Source organism: Micromonospora sp. AMSO1212t, assembly GCF_008868145.1.
Lineage (GTDB): Bacteria > Actinomycetota > Actinomycetes > Mycobacteriales > Micromonosporaceae > Micromonospora > Micromonospora tulbaghiae.
Genome location: NZ_WBKS01000009.1, coordinates 47738 through 63319 on the forward strand (window position 1 = coordinate 47738; position 15582 = coordinate 63319).

Consider the following 15582-nt stretch of genomic DNA (forward strand, 5'->3'; position numbering starts at 1 on the left):
GTCGCCGGAACAGCTCCGGCCCGGTGCGAGAATGCGGGCGTGACCGGCGACCACTACTTCACCGCTGAGCCCTCGACCCCGACCCGCCCTCGCGAGGTCGAGTTCACAGTCGCCGGGCGCGACTACACGCTCGCCTCGGCCGGCGGCGTCTTCTCCGCCGACCGGCTCGACCCGGGCACCGCAGTGCTGCTGCGCAAGGCCGAACTGCCGGCCGCCGGCGTCACCGGCGCGCTGCTCGACATCGGTTGCGGCTTCGGCCCGATCACCTGCGTGCTGGCCACCGTCGCGCCGAAGGCCACCGTCTGGGCGGTGGACGTCAACGAGCGCGCCCGCGCCCTCACCACCGCCAACGCGGCCCGGATCGGCGCTGCCGACCGGGTACGCGCCGTCGCGCCCGACGAGCTGCCGGACGACGTCACCTTCGCCCAGATCTGGTCCAACCCGCCGATCCACATCGGCAAGGCGGAGCTGCACGCCCTGCTGCTGCGCTGGCTGCCCCGGCTCGCGCCGGACGGCGTCGCCTGGCTCGTCGTGGCCCGGCACCTCGGCGGCGACTCGCTGCACCGCTGGCTGGTCGAGCAGGGCTGGTCGGTCGAGCGGCACGCCAGCCAGAAGGGCTACCGGGTGCTGCGGGTCACCCGGTAATCCGGTGTCGTCCACCGCCCCGGCTCGGGCAGGATGCCCGCGTGGGATACGTGGACGTGGCAGGAGTCGGGCACATCCTCCCGGACGGCCGTGAGCTGTTCGGCGACGTGTCGTTCCGGGTCGGTGAGGGCGCCAAGGTGGCGCTCGTCGGCCCGAACGGCGCCGGCAAGACCACGCTGCTGCGGATGGTCGCCGGTGACCTGCCGGTGAAGACCGGTGCGGTCGCCCGCTCCGGTGGGCTGGGCGTGATGCGGCAGTTCATCGGCATGATCGGCGACGAGTCCACGCTCGCCGACCTGGCCCTGTCGCTGGCACCGCCGGCGCTGCGCGACGCCGGGCGGCGGCTCACCGAGACCGAGGCGGCCATGCGGGCGGCCGAGGTCCGCGGCAAGTACAGCTCCACCGCCGCCAAGGCCCAGCTCGCGTACGCCGAAGCGCTCGCCGCCTGGGGCGAGACCGGCGGGTACGACGCCGAGGTGCTCTTCGACACGGTCGCCACGATCGTGCTGGACCTGCCCTGGGACAGCGCCCGCGACCGGCCGGTGCGGACGCTGTCGGGCGGCCAGCAGAAGCGCTTCGCGCTGGAGTTGCTGCTGCGCGGCCCGGACGAGGTGCTGCTGCTCGACGAACCGGACAACTTCCTCGACGTACCCGGCAAGCGCTGGCTGGAGGCGCGGCTGCGCGAGTCGGGCAAGTCGGTGCTCTACGTCTCGCACGACCGGGAGCTGCTGGCGCAGACCGCCGACCGGGTCGTCGCGGTGGAGGGCGGCAGCGCCTGGGTGCACCCGGGCGGCTTCGCGAGCTGGCACGACGCCCGGGTGGCCCGGCACGCCCGCCTCGACGAGCTGCGCAAACGCTGGGACGAGGAGCACCAGAAGCTGCGCGAGCTGATGCTGATGTACAAGCAGAAGGCCGCGTACAACGACGGGATGGCCTCCCGCTACCAGGCCGCGCAGACCCGGTTGCGCAAGTTCGAGGAGGCCGGGCCGCCGCCCGTACCCCCGAAGGACCAGGACATCCGGATGCGCCTGACCGGCGGGCGGACGGCAAGCGCGCGGTGATCGCCGAGCAGTTGGAGCTGGACGGCCTGACGTACCCGTTCGACCTGGAACTCTGGTACGGCGATCGGGTCGCGGTGCTCGGCGCGAACGGCACCGGCAAGTCGCACTTCCTGCGGCTGCTGGCCCGGGGCGGCACCGACCCGGAGCCGGGTAACACCCCCGTCGACGGCGCCGGCGCGCTCGCGCCCGTCGCGCACGGCGGCGTGGTCCGGCTCGGCGCCCGGGTCCGGCCGGGGCACTTCTCGCAGACCCACGACCGGCCGGAACTGATGGCCAAGACGCTCGTCGAGGTGCTGTGGCGCGGCGACGACCACCGGGCCGGCATGGACCGGCACGCGGCCATGGCGGCGCTGTCCCGGTACGAGCTGGCCGGCCAGGGCGACCAGCGGTTCGGCACGCTCTCCGGCGGGCAGCAGGCCCGGTTCCTGGTGCTGCTGCTGGAGCTGTCGGGAGCGACGCTGCTGCTGCTCGACGAGCCCACCGACAACCTCGACCTGGCCTCGGCCGAGGCGCTGGAGGCCGGGCTGACCGCGTTCGAGGGGACAGTGGTCGCGGTCACCCACGACCGGTGGTTCACCCGCACCTTCGACCGGTTCGTGCTGTTCCGCGGCGACGGCGACGTGGTGGAGACGCCGGAGCCGGTCTGGGACGTGGGCTGAGCCGCTCCCCGGGTGGCCCCCGGGGAGCGGGCATAGGGTGGATCTCGTGAGTGAGATGACCTATCGCCGGCTGGGCGACTCCGGGCTCGTGGTGTCAGTGGTCGGTATCGGCTGCAACAACTTCGGCCGCAAACTCGACCTCGACGGCACCCGTGCGGTGGTGGACGCCGCGCTCGACGCCGGGATCAACTTCTTCGACACCGCCGACATCTACGGTGAGCCGCAGGGCGCCTCCGAGGAACTGCTCGGCCAGGCGCTCAAGGGCCGCCGCGACGACGTGGTGGTGGCCACCAAGTTCGGCATGGACATGAACGGCGCGAACGGGCCGGACCACGGCGCCCGGGGCGCCCGCCGCTACATCGCCCGCGCCGTCGAGGCGTCGCTGCGCCGGCTCGGCACCGACCACATCGACCTGTACCAGATGCACGAGCCCGACCCGGGCACCCCGATCGACGAGACGCTCGCCGCGCTGGACGACCTGGTGACCGCCGGCAAGGTGCGCTACCTGGGCAACTCCAACTTCGCCGGGTGGCAGATCGCCGACGCCGACTGGACCGCGTCGTCGCAGGGGCGTACCCGGTTCATCTCCGCGCAGAACCACTACTCGCTGGTGGAGCGCGGGGTGGAGGACGAGGTGATCCCGGCCTGCGAGCGGTTCGGCCTGGGCATGCTGCCGTTCTTCCCGCTCGCCAACGGGCTGCTCACCGGCAAGTACAAGCGGGGCGAGGCACCCCCGGCGGGCAGCCGCCTGGCCGGAGGCGGCCGGTACGCCGAGCGGCTGGCCGCCGCCCGCTGGGACGTCATCGAGGCGATCGAGGCGTACGCGGCCGAGCGCGGGATCAGCATGCTCCAGGTCGCCATCGGTGGACTGGCGGCCCGTCCCGCGGTCACCTCGGTGATCGCCGGCGCGACCACTCCCGAGCAGGTGAAGGCCAACGCCGAAGCCGGCACCTGGCAGCCCAGCGACGAGGACCTGGATGCCCTGGACGCCATCCTCTGACCGCCCCTGCCGGTACCGACACGCCCGCCCGCGCGTTCGGTCCGCCCGCGCGTCGGGCGTGCGCTCGCTCGTCGGGGCTTGCCCGCGCGTCAGGCACCCATCACGTTCCACCCAGAGGCAGCGCTCACGACGAGTGGAACGTCATGGGTGTCAAGAGGGCCTTGAGACACCCATGGCGTTCCACCAGCGGCTGATTCTGACGATGAGTGGAACGCCATGGGTGTCTGCGAGCGGGCCGACGCCCGTGGTGTTCGGGCAACCCGGCAACCCGGCGGGCGGGCACGGATCAGTGGCCTGCTGCGGTGGCACGACGTTCTGCCAGGGCCTGGCGCACCAGGGCGACAGTCGCGTCGGGACGGCGTAGCACGTCGTCGGCGGTGAACCGGAGCACGAGCCACCCGGCCGAGCGGAGCGCGTTCAGGCGTGCGACGTCCCGCCGGAAGTGCGCCCGCTGCCGGTGGTGGTCGCCGTCGTACTCGACCGCGAGGCGGAGTGCCGGCCAGGCCAGGTCCACCCGGGCCACGAAGCGCCCGCCGGCACGCACCTCGTGCTGGGCGGTGAGCGGGCCGAGGCCGGCGTCGAGGAGGAGCAGCCGTAGCCGTGTCTCCATGGGGGACTCGCTCAACGGCTCGGCCATCGCCAGCACCTCGCGCAACAGCGGAGCGCCCGGCCAGCCCGGCCGGTCGGCGGCGTAGGCCCGCAGGACGGGCAGCTTCACGACCCGGCGACGCAGCAGCGCGTCGACGGCGACCAGCGCCTCGGCAAGCGAGCCCTGTCGACCCAGGTCGAACGCGGTACGCAGCGGCGTGGTGACCGGCAGCCCGCCGGCGAGGGTGCGGTCCCGCTCCGGCAGCGGCGACCGGACCACCCGCAAACGTGGGTGCGGTCGCAGCCGAGCGGCAGTCGGCAGCAGGACTGTGACCGGCGCGTCGCGGGTGAGCACGTCCGCGCCGAACAACCAGGCGGCGCTGCGTCCCGCCAGCACGGCACCCGGCGGCAGGCGCAACGCCACCGCCTCGCACCACATCCGGTGCTCGTCGGCGCGGTGTCCGTCCCGGTGCACGTACACGTCCGGGAGCAGCCGGATCCACGTCGGACCGCGCAGCATCGTCCAGGTGAGCAGCCCTTCGGAGACGGCTCGGCTGCCCCGGAACGGCAGGATCGCCAGGCGGCGCGGGACATGGGCGGGAACGGACATCCCGGCAGCGTGTCGTGACGAGACGGTCACCCGTTGCCCCGGTACGGCATGTGAACGGTTCCTGGGAAAAACCTCCCCCGGGCTTCCGTACGGGCGGGAGGCGTCGTACGGTAGGCCGCAAGTGACCCACGGGAGCCCGGTGCGGACCGGGCTGAGAGGGGGGCTGGGAGCCCCCGACCGTCGAACCTGATCCGGGTAATGCCGGCGCAGGGAGGAGCGTTGCCGTGCTGTCCCTGGGACGACTGCATCTCATCACCGACACCCGGCCGGGGCGTGACCCGCTCGCCGTGCTGCGTGCCGCCCTGCCCGTGGCGGGCGCCGAACTCGTCGTACAGGTGCGCGTGGAGGACGACGCCACCGACCGGGAGGCGTACGAGCTGGCGTGCCGCGTGACCGAGGCGTGCCGGCCGTACGGGGCGCGCTGCCTGGTCAACGATCGGCTGCACGTGGCGCTCGCGGTGGACGCCGCCGGTGGCCACGTCGGCGCGGACGACCTGCCGGTGGCCGCCGCGCGCCGGGTGCTCGGCCCGGACGCGGTGCTCGGCGCGACCGCCCGGGAGCCGGTGCGCGCCCGCGCGGTGGTGGACGCGGGCGCGACCTACCTGGGCGTGGGCCCGTGCCACGTCACCACCACCAAGGTGGGCCTGCCGGACCCGATCGGCCCCGACGGGGTACGCGCGGTCGCCGAGGCGGTGAGCGTGCCGGTGATCGCGATCGGTGGGGTGACCGCCGCGGGCGTCCCGGCGCTGCGGGCTGCCGGGGCGTACGGGGTGGCGGTGGTCGGCGCGCTCAGCCTGGCCGCCGACCCGGGGCAGGCCACCGCCGAGCTGATGCGGGCGCTGACGCGATGAGCCCGGCCGACGTGGCGGTGGTGGGCGCCGGCCCGGTGGGACTCGCGATCGCGTGGCGGTGCGCGCAACGCGGACTGCGCGTGGTGGTGCACGACGACCGGCCCGGGTCGGGTGCCTCCTCGGTGGCCGCCGGGATGCTGTCGCCGGTCGCCGAGGCGTACTTCGGTGAGCACGAGCTGACCGCGCTGCTCGTCGAGTCCGCCGCCCGCTGGCCCGGCTTCGCGGCCGAGCTGGCCGGGGCGAGCGGCGTCGACATCGGCCACCGCACCGAGGGCACGCTCGTCGTCGGGCTCACCGCCGACGACCTGGCCGAGGCGGGGCGGCTGTGGTCGTACCAACAGGGGTTGGGGCTGCCGATCACGCCGCTGCGTCCTTCGGAGCTGCGCGACCGCGAGCCGGCGCTGGCGCCGCGTGTGCGCGGCGGCGCGGTGGCCCCCGGCGACCACCAGGTCGACCCGCGGCGGCTGGTCGCCGCGTTGCGGACGGCCGCGGAGCGCGCCGGCGTGGAGCTGCGCCCGGCCCGGGTCGGCGCGTTGTCCGAGGTGGACGCACGGATCACTGTGGTAGCGGCCGGCTGCGGCGCGGCGGCGCTGACCGGCCTGCCGGTCCGGCCGGTGAAGGGCCAGGTGCTGCGGCTGCGCGCGCCCGGTGGCGGTCCGCCGGGCTTCCGGCACGTGATCCGGGGGTACGCGGACAGCGAGTCGGTCTACCTGGTGCCCCGGGACAGCGGCGAGGTCGTCGTCGGGGCGACAGTCGAGGAGCGCGCGGACACCGAGGTCACCGCCGGTGGCGTGCTGACGCTGCTGCGCGCCGCCGCCGAGCTGGTGCCGGAACTGGTCGAGTACGAGCTGGTGGAGGCCGTCGCGGGGCTGCGCCCCGGTACGCCTGACAACGCGCCGATCATCGGGCCGCTGCCCGGGCAGCCGGGCGTGCTCGCCGCGACCGGGCACCACCGGCACGGCATCGTGCTCACCCCGGTCACCGCCGACCTGGTCACCGAACTGGTCGTCACCGGCGAGCCGGACCCCGCGCTCGCCCCATTCACCCCGGACCGCTTCGGGAAGGAGCGCACGTGGAACTGATCGTCAACGGCACCGGCCGGACGCTGCCCGAGGGCGTCACCGTCGCCGAGGTGGTCCGCACCGTCACCGACCGGGAGCGCGGGCTCGCGGTCGCGGTGAACGGCGAGGTGGTGCCGCGCGGCGGCTGGCCGGCGAGCGTGCTGCGCGACGGCGACCGCGTCGAGGTGCTCAGCGCCACCCAGGGCGGGTGAGCGGATGTCCACGCTGGAGATCGGTGGGGTCGCGTTCGGCTCCCGGCTCGTCCTCGGCACCGGCGGCGCGGCCAACCTGCACGTGCTGGAGCAGGCGATCCGCGCCTCCGGCACCGAGCTGGTGACGCTGGCGCTGCGCCGGGTGGACACCACGCCCGGCGGGTCGGGCGGCCTGCTCGACCTGGTGGAGCGGTGCGGCGTACGGCTACTGCCGAACACGGCCGGCTGCCGCACCGCCGTCGAGGCGGTGAAGACGGCGCACCTGGCCCGGGAGGCGTTCGACACCGACTGGGTGAAGCTGGAGGTGATCGGCGACGAGCGCACGCTCCTGCCCGACGGGGTGGAGCTGCTGCGCGCCGCCGAGGAGCTGGTGGCGGACGGGTTCACGGTGCTGCCGTACACGTCGGACGATCCGGTGCTGGCCCGGCGGCTGGCCGACGTGGGATGCGCGGCGGTGATGCCGGCGGGGTCGCCGATCGGCTCCGGGCTGGGCATCGGCAACCCGCACCACATCCGGCTGATCCGGCAGGCGGTCGACGTGCCGGTGGTGCTCGACGCGGGCATCGGCACCGCCTCCGACGCCGCGCTCGCCATGGAGCTGGGCTGCGACGCGGTGCTGCTGGCCAGCGCCGTGACCCGGGCCGCCGAGCCGGTGGCGATGGCCACGGCGATGCGGTACGCGGTCGAGGCGGGCCGCCTCGCGTACGGCGCGGGCCGCATCGCCCGCCGCTTCCACGCGCTGGCGTCCACGCCCGACGAGGGACGGCCCGACCTGTGACCGCTTCACGCGTCACCGTTCCCGGCGATCTTGGTACGCGCGCGCCCTCCGAGGGGCGGCCGGGTACCAAGATCTACGCCGGGCCGACCGGGATCGTGCTGCTGACCGACCGGCGGGTGGCCCGGAGGACGCTCGTCGACGTGGTCGCGGGTGCCGTCGGTGGGGGAGTGCGGTGGGTGGTGCTGCGGGAGAAGGACCTGCCCCGCGCCGAGCGCCTCGCGCTCGCCGCCGACCTGCGCGCGATCCTCGCCGAGGCCTGCGGCACGCTCGTCGTCGCCGGACCGGATCCGCTCGACGGGGACGCGGTGCACCTGCCCGCCGCCGGCCCGTACCCGCCGCCCGCCGTCGGACTGGTCGGCCGTTCCTGCCACGACGCCGCCGAGCTGGCCCGGCTCACCACCGAGCACTACGCGACGCTGTCCCCGGTCTACGAGACAAGGACAAAACCCGGCTACGGCCCAGCGCTGCACCCGGCCGGGTTACGCAAGCTGATCGCGGTCAGCCCCGTGCCGGTGCTCGCACTGGGCGGCATCGAAACCCCCGCCCAGGTCACCGCATGCGTCGAGGCAGGAGCAACAGGAGTAGCAGTCCTGGGCGCGATCATGCGCGCGAAGGACCCGCGAGAAACCGCCACCACGCTGGGCAGAGCCTTCCAGGAGGCGGCCACCCGCTTGACGCGCACCCACCCCGCGCGATCCGACGAAGGCCCGCACGAGAAGGGCTGCGGCCGACCGTGACCACGGAGGGATCAAGCCTGACCGCCCGGAGTGGGCACGGTCGGCCGCAGCCCCAAACCGCAACCACCGGAGAAGACACGTGACGCCGAAAACAGTTCTCAGCATCGCCGGCTCCGACTCCGGAGCGGGAGCAGGCATCCAGGCCGACCTCAAGACGTTCGCCGCGCTCGGGGCGTACGGCACGAGCGTGCTCACCGCGGTCACCGCGCAGAGCACCAGGGGCGTGGACGCCGTCCTGCCGCTGCCTCCGCAGACAGTGCGCGACCAGATGGACAGCGTGCTCGGCGACTTCGACGTCCGCGCCGTGAAGACCGGGATGCTCGGCACCCCGGCGGTCGCCGACGCGGTGGCCGAGGCGGCCCGGGCCGGGCGCCTGCCGCACCTGGTCGTCGACCCGGTGCTGGTCGCCACGAGCGGGCACCGGCTCGGCGTGGTGGAGGCGGTCGAGCGGCTGCTGCCGTACGCGGAGGTGGCGACGCCCAACTGCGCGGAGGCCGCGGCCCTCACCGGAGGCCCGGTGGGCACCGTCGAGGAGATGGTCGCGGCGGCCGAGGTGCTTGCGGCGCGCGGCCCGGCGTTCGTGGTGGTGACGGGCGGCGACGTGGACGCCGACGGCGAGTCGGTCGACGTGCTGGCCGGAGGCGGGACGACGCGGCTGCTGCGCGCGCCCCGGGTGGACACGCGGCACAACCACGGCACCGGCTGTTCGTTCTCGGCCGCCGTCGCGGTCCGGCTCGCCGCGGGCGACGCGGTGCCGGTCGCGGTGGCGGCCGCCAAGGAGTACGTCACCCGCGCGCTGACCGGCGCGCGGACCTGGGAGCTGGGCGCGGGACGCGGCCCGCTGGACCACTTCGGCTGGTCCGCATGAGCGACAGGGAGGCTGGCATGCAGGCACGTCGCAAGGTGTACGTGGAAGGGTCACGCCCGGACATCCGGGTGCCGTTCGCCGAGGTGGCGCTGACCGGGGACAACCCTCCGGTACGGCTCTACGACACCTCCGGTCCCGGCTCCGACCCGGAGGTGGGACTGCCCGCGCTGCGCGGGCCGTGGATCGCCGAGCGCGGCGACGTCGCCCCGGTACGCGGTGCCGGCACCCCGCTGGCGGGCGTGGACGGGAAGCGGCCGACGCAGCTCGCGTACGCCCGGGCCGGAATCGTCACGCCGGAGATGGAGTTCGTGGCGATCCGGGAGTCGGTGTCGCCGGAGTTCGTGCGGGACGAGATCGCGGCCGGGCGGGCCGTGCTGCCGCTCAACGTCAACCACCCGGAGTGCGAGCCGGCCGTCATCGGCAAGGCGTTCCTGGTCAAGGTCAACGCCAACATCGGCACCTCGGCGGTCACCTCGTCGGTGGCCGAGGAGGTGGAGAAGCTGACCTGGGCGACGCGGTGGGGCGCGGACACCGTGATGGACCTGTCCACCGGCAAGCGCATCCACGAGACGCGCGAGGCGATCGTGCGGAACGCGCCGGTGCCGATCGGCACGGTGCCGATCTACCAGGCGCTGGAGTCCGTCGGCGGCGACCCGGTGAAGCTGAGCTGGGAGGTGTTCCGGGAGACGGTCATCGAGCAGGCGGAACAGGGCGTCGACTACATGACTGTGCACGCCGGGGTGCTGCTGCCGTACGTGCCGCTCGCGGTGGACCGGGTGACGGGCATCGTGTCCCGGGGCGGCTCGATCATGGCGGCCTGGTGCCTGGCGCACCACGAGGAGAACTTCCTCTACACGAACTTCGCCGAGCTGTGCGAGATCCTGGCCCGGTACGACGTGACGTTCTCCCTCGGCGACGGCCTGCGCCCCGGCTCCATCGCGGACGCCAACGACGAGGCGCAGTTCGCCGAGCTGCGCACGCTCGGCGAGCTGACGAAGGTCGCCTGGGAGTACGACGTGCAGGTGATGATCGAGGGCCCCGGGCACGTGCCGATGCACAAGATCAAGGAGAACGTGGACCTCCAGCAGGAGTGGTGCCACGAGGCGCCGTTCTACACGCTCGGTCCGCTGACCACCGACGTCGCGCCCGCGTACGACCACATCACCTCCGCGATCGGCGCGGCGATGATCGGCATGTTCGGCACCGCCATGCTCTGCTACGTCACCCCGAAGGAGCACCTCGGGCTGCCGGACCGCGACGACGTGAAGGCGGGCGTGATCGCGTACAAGATCGCGGCGCACGCGGCCGACCTGGCCAAGGGCCACCCCGGCGCGCAGGCGTGGGACGACGCGCTGTCGAAGGCCCGGTTCGAGTTCCGGTGGTCCGACCAGTTCAACCTGGCGCTCGACCCGGAGACCGCGCGGTCGTACCACGACGCGACGCTGCCCGCCGAGCCCGCGAAGACCGCGCACTTCTGCTCGATGTGCGGGCCGAAGTTCTGCTCCATGAAGATCACACAGGAGCTGAAGGACTACGCGGCGCGGGGCATGCGCGGCAAGTCGGAGGAGTTCGTCGCCTCCGGGTCACGGGTCTACCTGCCGCTGGCGTGAGCGAGGCCGGGGCGGGCCGTGTGATTCGGCCCGTCCCGGTGCCCGTTCAGTCGCGGTGGTGCCGTCCGGTACGCAGCGAGCGGGCGTCGTCGGCGTTGTCGTCCGAGGCGAGACCGGCGACCCAGTCGACGTACTCGTCGTCGGCGGCGTCACCCGGCTCGGCCGTACGGTCGGCCGGCTCCGGTTCGCTCTTGGCCCGGTTGCGCCGGAACAGGCCGCGCCGGGCCTTCGACTTCCCGGCGGGCGCGTCGACGTCGTCCGGTTCAGCGTGCCGCCCGCGCCGGAAGTCCGTCTCCGTCTCCGCCGAGGTGGCCTCCGGCAGCGCGGGACCGGCCTCGGCCGGTACGGCGGACGCCTCCGGCTCCGGCCGGGCGACCGGCCCTGCGGTCCCTGCCTCCGGCCTGGACAGCGGCCCGGCGGGACGGGCGTTCGTGGCGAGCGCGTCCCAACCGGTGCTCGCGCCCGGCTCGGGCAGGCCCCGGTGGCGGGGGCGCGGCGCCGGCTCGGCCGGGATGTTCGCCTCCGCGCCGTCGCGGGGCGGTGCGTCCGGTTCGGTGGTGGCGCGGTGCGGGCGGGCCGCCGGCGTGATCGGCCAGGCCGGGCGCACCTCGCCGGGCGCTCCGGTGACGTCCTCGAACATCGGGAACCGGGGCCGGGACGCCGGCGCCGGCACCGGATCGTCGAAGAAGAAATTGCGTCCGGTAGGCCCGGACGATGCGACCTCCCCGGTGGGGGAGTCGGTGCGGGAAGCCGGGCTGCCGAGGGAACCGGTAGGCGTGCCGGAGTCCGCGCGGCCCGGTGCCGAGGTGGTGCCGGCGTCGTCCCGGGCCGGGTTGGGGGCCGGCGGGATCGGGGCGGTGTTCGTGACGTCCGGGGCCGATCGGGTCCGCCCGCCGGTCGCCGTCGTCGCGGCCTCGACCGGGCTGCTCGGCGTCGTCGACCTGGCGTCGGTCTGCCCGCTCGGCGTCGTCGGTGGAGCATCGGTCTGCCCGCTCGGCGTCGTCGGCGCGGTATCGGCCGGGCCGGACTCGGGCGAGGCCGGGGCGCTGGTGCGCGGTCCGGCCTTCGGGCTGCGGGGGCGCCGGGAGCGGGTGGAGCGACCGGTTCCGGCAGTGGAACCGGTCGGTGGCGCGGCGGGGGTGTCGCCGTCCGTGTCGGCCGGGACCGGTCCGGCGAGGGCGCCGCTGTCCGTACGCGGGCCGGGAACGTGGCTCTCGGTCGTGCCGCCGGTGACCGGTGACGCGTCCTTCGAGGTGGTGCCAGTGCTGTCGTCGGCGGGCGACGTCGATCCGTCGGCTGTCCCGCCGGACCGGCTGGTGCGGGTACGGCGTGGCCGGGTCACCCGTGGCGCGGTCGCCGCCGGTGCCGGTTCCGGTGCGGCATCGTCCGTCCCGGCTGTCGAGCTGGTGTCCGAGGCGGTGGCGGAGACGGCTTCGCTGTCCGCCGGGACGGCGGTCGCCTGCCCGGACGCAGCGGTGGTGGAGGTGCCGGAGGAGCGCTCGACGGTGGCCGCGCGATCAGTGGTGGCTGTGCGGTCCGTGGTGACCGCCTCGCCGGTGCTGTCCGTGTGTGCCGTGCCTGGGACCGGGTCGGGGCGGCTCGCGGCGAGGACGTCGATGGCCGAGGTCCGGCGCCCCGGGGGCAGCAGGCCCGGCATGGGCTGGCCGCGGCTCGTGTCGACGCCGGCCGGACGGTCGGCGGCACGGTCGGCGGCGGGAAGCCCGGTATCGGCAGCCGGAGCCGACGTCGTGGCCGAGCCGCCGGGCTCCGGCCAGTTCCAGTGCGCCGGCGCGGCGGCGCCGCTGGTCACCGGAGGCGTGGGCGGGACGGCCGGGACGGCCGGAGTGGAAGTGGACGAGTGCGGCAGCGGCGCGAGGATGTCGGTGGCCTCGACGGCGTCGGGATCACCGGTGGCGGTGACCGGCCGGGGCAGCACAGTGGTGGCGGTCGAGCCGAGCGCACCGGCGATCACGGCGATCAGCGCGCCGTAGTAGGGCGCGACCTGGTAGCGGTCGGTCGCCGAGCCGGGACCGGCGGTCAGGTAGGCGAACGCGACGAGAACCGGACCGGCCGCCCCGGCCGCGCCGCCGACGAGCGGCGGCCATTCGGCCCGGCGCGCGAGTACGCCGACCGCCCCGCCGGCCAGCAGCGCGAGCACCGGCAGCAGCAGCATGGACAGGCGTTGCGCCGCCTCCGGATCCAGCCAGGAGGGTTCGAGGACGCCGAGCCGTACCGTGGCCAGCGGGCGGCTGGAGACGATCGTGGGCGCGACGGACAGCAGCGCCATCAGCCAGACGATCCCGGCGGTGATCGCCACGCCCCAGCCGAACGGCGGCTTGAGCAGTACGGCGATCGCGGCGCCCGCTCCGACCACCGCGCCGAGGGCGGCGCAGATGCCGGCGGCCCAGACCGGGTCGACGGATCCGCCCAGCTCGGCCGCGCGGGCCGGTTGCATGCACAGCGGGGCGACCACCATCGCGCCGAGCGCGCTCACGCCGGCGATGGACAGCAGTTCGGTGGTGCCGCCCTGATCGTCGTCGCGGCGGGCGAAGCGCTCGGTGAGGACGGCTCCGGCGACCGTGGCGACCGCGGCGAACCAGCCCACCCAGACGAGCTGGGCGGGCCACCGGTTGACCGAGACGTCGACGAACGCGCCGTCGAGGCGTACGACTCCGAAGCCGTACGCGATGCCCAACTGGCCGGCCCCGGCCAGTACGCTCACGCCGAGCGCCGTGAGCAGCAGCCTGCCCCACGTCCGAAAGGCCATGTCCGGCACGTTACGGCCCGGTGCCCCCGATCGCCACCTTGCCGCCGCGCGGCGCGGCGAACCTGCCGGCGTGGCTACTTCAGCTCGACCAGGCGGGCGAGGTAGGTGGTGTCGCCGACGTTCGTCAGCATGTGTACCGCGCCCGGGTCCCGGTAGACCACGCCGCCGGTCGGCTCGTCGGCGTCGATGGTGGTGCCGTCGATCGTCTGCACCACGTTCTTGGCGCCCTGGATCGCCACCACCAGGTACGGGTGGTCGTGGCGGTGCAGCGGCTGCCGCTCACCCGGCTCCAGCCGGATGTGCCAGACGCGTACGCGGTCGTTCTCGTACACGATCTCCTGGCCCACCGGGCCGAGTTCGAGGTCGGCGGAGAGTTCGGTCATCGTGGTCCGTCCAGTCGGGGGAGCACCTCGGCGGCGATGAGCTCCACGTGGTCGAGGTCGTCGAAGTCGATCAGGCGCAGGTGCACCCGGGTGGTCCCGATCGCGGCGAACTCGCCGATCCGCTCGACGAGCTGGGCGGGGGAGCCGACCACCGGGTCCTCCGGCGGCAGCGCGCTCGTGACGTGCAGCGGCGCGGCCCGCCGCTGCGCCTCGGCGTCGGTGCGTCCGATCGCCACCACGATGCCGGCGGAGAGCGTCAGCGGCGCGCGGCCGGAGGCGTCCCGCCCGGCGCGGTCGCACGCCTCCCGCACCCGCTCGTACGCGGCGGCGGTCTCGGCCACGCTCTTGAACGGCATGTTGAACTCGTCGGCGTAGCGGGCGGCCAGGTCGGGCGTGCGCTTCGGTCCCCGTCCGCCGACGATCACCGGCGGGCCGGGCTGCTGCACCGGCTTGGGCAGCGCGGGCGCGTCGACCAGGCGGTAGTGCTCACCGGTGAAGCTGTACGTCTCGTCGGACGGGGTGCGCCACAGCCCGGTGACGATCTCCAGTTGCTCGGCGAGCCGGTCGAAGCGTTCGCTCACCGGCGGGAACGGGATGCCGTACGCGGTGTGCTCGCGCTCGTACCATCCGGCGCCGATGCCCAGCTCGACCCGGCCGCCGCTCATCCGGTCGACCTGGGCGACCATGACGGCCAGCGGTCCGGGGAGCCGGAACGTGGCGGACGTGACCAGCGTGCCGAGCCGGATCCGGGAGGTCTCCCGGGCCAGCGCGGCGAGCGTCAGCCAGGCGTCGGTGGGGCCGGGCAGCGCCGGCTCGTCCCCCATGGCCCGGTAGTGGTCGGCCCGGAAGAAGCCCTCGAAGCCGGCCTCCTCGACCAGCCGGGCGAACCGGAGCTGGTCGTCGTAGTCCGCTCCGCGGTGCGGTTCGGTGAACACCGAGACCCGCATGGTCACCGTCCTCCGACGGGTAGGACGGGGGCGTCCCGTTCCATCAGCAGTTCGTGCAGCTCGGCGCTGATCCGCGCGACGTCGGCGAGGTGTTCGTGGCGGCCCAGCGTGCGGGGCCGGGGGACGTTCACCTCGACCACCTCGCGGATGCGGCCGGGGCGCGGGCTGAGCACGACGACCCGGTCGGCGAGCAGCACCGCCTCGTCGATCGAGTGGGTGACGAAGACGATCGTCGCCTTCGTCTCCATGTGCACCCGCTGGAGTTCGCCGGAGAGTTCCTCACGGGTGAGCGCGTCGAGCGCGGAGAACGGCTCGTCCATGAGCATCACCCGGGGCGAGCCGATCAGCGACCGGCACAGCGACACGCGCTGCTGCATGCCGCCGGACAGCTCGTGCGGGAGGCGCTTCTCGAAGCCGCCCAGCCCGGCCATCTCCAGCAGCTTGCGGGCCCGGTCGCGGTGCTCGGCGCGGCGCCAGCCGAAGATCTCCACCGGCAGCAGCACGTTGTCCAGCACCGAGCGCCAGGGCAGCAGCGCCGGCCGCTGGAACAGCATCGCCACGTCGCGGCGGGGCTTCGTGATCGGCGTACCGCCGACGGTGATCTCACCGCCGGTGACCGGCAGCAGCCCGGCGATCATGCGCAGCAGCGTGGACTTGCCGCAGCCGGATCGGCCGAGGACGGCGACGAACTCGCCTTCGGCGACGTCGAGGTCGATGCCGCGCAACGCCTCCACCCGCCCCGAACGGCCGTCGAAGGTGCGGGACACCCCGGACAGTCGGATCATCTCCCGCCCGCTCCCTTCCA

14 protein-coding genes, 1 pseudogene and 1 riboswitch are annotated in these 15582 nt (G+C 74.4%); of the genes and pseudogenes, 10 read left to right on the forward strand and 5 right to left on the reverse strand.

Annotated elements, in window-relative coordinates:
• Window positions 1–39 precede the first annotated feature (39 nt).
• From F8279_RS04530 to F8279_RS04540, 3 genes and pseudogenes are all read left to right on the forward strand, one after another.
• A complete protein-coding gene (locus tag F8279_RS04530; protein WP_151499166.1) occupies window positions 40–645 on the forward strand; it encodes a class I SAM-dependent methyltransferase in 606 nt (201 codons plus the stop codon).
• Between the two features lie 41 nt (window positions 646–686).
• A pseudogene (locus tag F8279_RS04535) lies at window positions 687–2365 on the forward strand (ABC-F family ATP-binding cassette domain-containing protein).
• Window positions 2366–2402: 37 nt separating this feature from the next.
• A complete protein-coding gene (locus tag F8279_RS04540; protein ID WP_192580626.1) occupies window positions 2403–3365 on the forward strand; it encodes an aldo/keto reductase in 963 nt (320 codons plus the stop codon).
• Between the two features lie 286 nt (window positions 3366–3651).
• On the opposite strand, the gene F8279_RS04545 is transcribed toward F8279_RS04540, so the two are convergent.
• Window positions 3652–4563 (reverse strand): DUF559 domain-containing protein, encoded by a 912-nt coding sequence (locus F8279_RS04545; protein WP_151499167.1) that lies wholly within the window; start codon window positions 4561–4563, stop codon window positions 3652–3654.
• A 118-nt stretch (window positions 4564–4681) separates the two neighbouring features.
• Window positions 4682–4793: riboswitch (TPP riboswitch) on the forward strand.
• On the opposite strand from F8279_RS04545, the gene thiE reads away from it, so the two are divergent.
• From thiE to thiC, 7 genes are all read left to right on the forward strand, one after another.
• Window positions 4788–5414 (forward strand): thiamine phosphate synthase, encoded by a 627-nt coding sequence (gene thiE, locus F8279_RS04550; protein ID WP_091426747.1) that lies wholly within the window; start codon window positions 4788–4790, stop codon window positions 5412–5414. It overlaps the preceding riboswitch by 6 nt.
• Complete coding sequence (gene thiO, locus F8279_RS04555) at window positions 5411–6496, forward strand: glycine oxidase ThiO (protein WP_151499168.1); 1086 nt, start codon at window positions 5411–5413, stop codon at window positions 6494–6496. Before thiE ends, thiO begins: the two co-directional genes overlap by 4 nt.
• Entirely contained in the window at window positions 6487–6687 is a 201-nt protein-coding gene (thiS, locus tag F8279_RS04560) for a sulfur carrier protein ThiS (RefSeq protein ID WP_030501591.1), read from the forward strand. The genes thiO and thiS overlap by 10 nt, the downstream gene beginning before the upstream one ends.
• Window positions 6688–6691: 4 nt before the next feature.
• The gene (locus F8279_RS04565; RefSeq protein ID WP_151499169.1) at window positions 6692–7465 is read left to right on the forward strand and encodes a thiazole synthase; all 774 of its coding nucleotides are present in this window, start codon (window positions 6692–6694) and stop codon (window positions 7463–7465) included.
• 71 nt (window positions 7466–7536) lie between these two features.
• Window positions 7537–8202 (forward strand): thiamine phosphate synthase, encoded by a 666-nt coding sequence (locus F8279_RS04570; RefSeq protein ID WP_091426743.1) that lies wholly within the window; start codon window positions 7537–7539, stop codon window positions 8200–8202.
• Window positions 8203–8281: 79 nt separating this feature from the next.
• Window positions 8282–9070 carry a bifunctional hydroxymethylpyrimidine kinase/phosphomethylpyrimidine kinase gene (gene thiD / locus F8279_RS04575; protein WP_091426352.1) on the forward strand — a complete coding sequence of 263 codons (789 nt, stop codon included), beginning with the start codon at window positions 8282–8284 and terminating at the stop codon, window positions 9068–9070.
• A 17-nt stretch (window positions 9071–9087) separates the two neighbouring features.
• Window positions 9088–10680: a phosphomethylpyrimidine synthase ThiC gene (gene thiC, locus F8279_RS04580; RefSeq protein WP_151499170.1), complete on the forward strand. Its 1593-nt coding sequence runs from the start codon at window positions 9088–9090 to the stop codon at window positions 10678–10680.
• 46 nt (window positions 10681–10726) lie between these two features.
• On the opposite strand, the gene F8279_RS04585 is transcribed toward thiC, so the two are convergent.
• The 4 genes from F8279_RS04585 to F8279_RS04600 form a co-directional block, all read right to left on the reverse strand.
• Window positions 10727–13447: a hypothetical protein gene (locus F8279_RS04585; protein WP_151499171.1), complete on the reverse strand. Its 2721-nt coding sequence runs from the start codon at window positions 13445–13447 to the stop codon at window positions 10727–10729.
• A gap of 74 nt (window positions 13448–13521) precedes the next feature.
• Entirely contained in the window at window positions 13522–13830 is a 309-nt protein-coding gene (locus tag F8279_RS04590; protein WP_013288595.1) for a cupin, read from the reverse strand.
• Window positions 13827–14777: an LLM class F420-dependent oxidoreductase gene (locus F8279_RS04595; RefSeq protein ID WP_151499172.1), complete on the reverse strand. Its 951-nt coding sequence runs from the start codon at window positions 14775–14777 to the stop codon at window positions 13827–13829. The genes F8279_RS04590 and F8279_RS04595 overlap by 4 nt, the downstream gene beginning before the upstream one ends.
• 2 nt (window positions 14778–14779) lie before the next feature.
• Window positions 14780–15562, reverse strand: a complete 783-nt coding sequence (locus F8279_RS04600; RefSeq protein ID WP_151499173.1) for an ABC transporter ATP-binding protein — start codon at window positions 15560–15562, stop codon at window positions 14780–14782.
• Window positions 15563–15582: the final 20 nt, after the last annotated feature.